Consider the following 2,585-nt stretch of genomic DNA (forward strand, 5'->3'; position numbering starts at 1 on the left):
CATCATTGGTATCGCCTTTTCTTCCATATTTAGTGTTCGACTTTACAACCCGATCAAAAATATTAGAGATATTTTACAAAAAACAGAACGAATAGAGGAAGAAAATCAAGAGACTCCACGCAGCGGTGAACTTCAAAGGATTGGAAATAGCGTCAGTCAATTGATACAGCAGCATAAGGATGCAAATATTAAAATCCATACCTTTTCAGAGGAAATTCTCGAGCAGTTTTTTACGAATTTAATTAAAGGGGTTCGAGGGGGGCAGCCTTACGCTGTTAACCAGATACTGAAAGAAATTGATTTCCATACAGGCAGCTATTTGTGCTGCTGCTTTGTGTTTATGTTCAGGGATAAATTCTATCATGACATTCTGGAAGCAGATCGCTTATTAATTTTCGAAAAGATGAAAAATGTGCTTTGGGGAATTATGAAAAAGTATGTGAATTGTTATTTGGTGGAATATGAGCCTTACTTATATGTTTGCATGGTGAATTTGAAAAGTGAGGCGGATCGTGGACAACTAGAACAGGCTTTAGAGATGATTAAAATGACGTTTGCTTACGACACCATGTATTGCGAATTAGTTATTGGTTTAGGAAAGACATATGACAAGATTGAAGACTATTCGAAATCCTATAGTGATGCCATTACGGCCATCGATAAGCGGACAGATTCATCCAAGACGGTAATCGTCGATGCCGCTCATTTGGATATCGATCAGAATTACTATTATTCATTCCTGGATGAGACCAAAATCGTAAATAAGCTGAAATCAGGGGACAGGGAAGGCTTAAGGGTAGAACTGGAAGGGATTATTGGATTGAATAAAGCAAGAGGGGTTTCTTATCACTTCCTAGGGGCTTTGCTGGTAGAGTTCTTCCATACAGGCAACCGCTATTTGACAGAAAAAGGACTTCGTATGAATGACTTCCTTGGGGCTAGTGAGCATGATTTCTTGAGTCAAAAGGAGATCTTGCCGACGGAGTTTGATGCCAGACTGAAAATGATTTTTGATTTTTACGACAAAATGATCACAGAAACGTTGTATAAAGCCGAAAGCAAATCAGGTACGGTCGTTTCCCTTATCACTGCTTATATTGAGAAGCATTATGAAAAGGATTTATACCTAGAGGTGATTGCCAACGAAATAGGGTTGTCCGCCAAATATGTGTCCAGGATGTTCAAAGAGACGACAGGGACTAATATTTCGGACTATATCAGCCTAATTCGGATTGCAAAAGCGAAAGAACTGTTGGCCCAGACGGATATGAAGATTAGTGATATCGCAGATCAGATCGGCATTTTCAGCCGTACAACCTTTTTGCGTTTATTCAAAAAACATGAAGGTATTTCGCCGAATGAATATCGACATGTACATGCCAATAAGCAGAAATAGGATGAAAGTGGACGATTTATGCATGGTGGAAGAATGAATCATGGAGATTCAAGTGGAATAATGGAACATCGCATACTGATTTGGTGCTTTTAAAGCGAGGCAGGTAACTTATACAATAAAAATGGCCAGAACAAATCCAGGTTACTGAGGGGGAACAACATGGATTTCAGAAACAGGAGATTGTTAACTGCCTGCTGTTCGCTGGTTGTAGTAGGGAGTTTAGTGGCAGGGTGTGATAGTTCACCTAATAGTACGGTCAAGACATCGGTGAGGGCTAGTTCTTCACCATCTGACAATCAGATGACGCTTTCATGGATGAGATATGAGCATTCTTCCCAAGCGCTAGATGCAAATTCGGTCGTTGTTCAAGAAATTCAAAAGAGAAAAAATGTGAAGCTGGAATTACAAAGTGTCCCACAAAGTAATTATGAGGATAAGAAGAAAACCTTGATTGCTACAAACTCTATACCCGATGTCATTATGGTTAATCAAAATGATCTTTCGGATTTTGCTGACTCCCACATTTTCCTGGATCTCACACCGTATTTGGATAAAATGCCGAATTTCCACAAGCTAATTGAGCAGAAACCTGAGATTAACAAGACAAAAGTCGATGGCAAGTTGTACGGATTTCCTTTAGTAACCAAATGGAGCGTTCAATCTGGTTTGCTCCCGATGATGCGGACAGATCTGTTAGCGAAGCTTAATTTACAAGCGCCAACAACGTACGAAGAGCTCTATCAGGTACTTAAGAAGTTTAAAGAAGCTTATCCAGCCTCTTATCCTTTCACAAGCCGTGCAGCGAATGGCAAAACAGGAACGGAAAATTTGATCAACCCTGTTGCTTTTGGTTTTGGGAGTGGCTACACGAATATTACCGGTACCAAGATTTATTATGAGCCCGTTACACAGCAATATAAATTTGGTCCATTTGCGCCCGAATTCAAAGAGGCTATTGCCTATCTTCATAAACTTTACAAAGAGAAACTGCTTGATCCTGATTATTCCGTAGCAACCTCACAAATCTGGCAGGAGAAATTAAGCTCAGGAAAATCTTTCTTTTTTCAAGATAACAACGGTTTCGGAGCTAATTTTAATAAAGCACTTCAAGCGAAAGAACCAGAAGCAAGGTTCGAATTGTTACCTGTTATAGCGAGTGATAGAGGAGTTTTACGCAATACCATTTATC

The 2,585-nt window shown here is 39.7% G+C and carries 2 protein-coding genes; both read left to right on the forward strand.

Going from position 1 to position 2,585, the window contains the following annotated elements:
* The coding region (locus tag AC1DUA_RS33290) for a helix-turn-helix domain-containing protein (RefSeq protein WP_477503810.1) at window positions 1-1,396 on the forward strand (1,396 nt) is incomplete at its 5' end.
* Between the two features lie 159 nt (window positions 1,397-1,555).
* Window positions 1,556-2,585 (forward strand): extracellular solute-binding protein (locus AC1DUA_RS33295; protein WP_477503811.1); only part of this gene is annotated, 1,030 nt, incomplete at its 3' end.

Source organism: Paenibacillus sp. 01T422 (assembly GCF_056398785.1).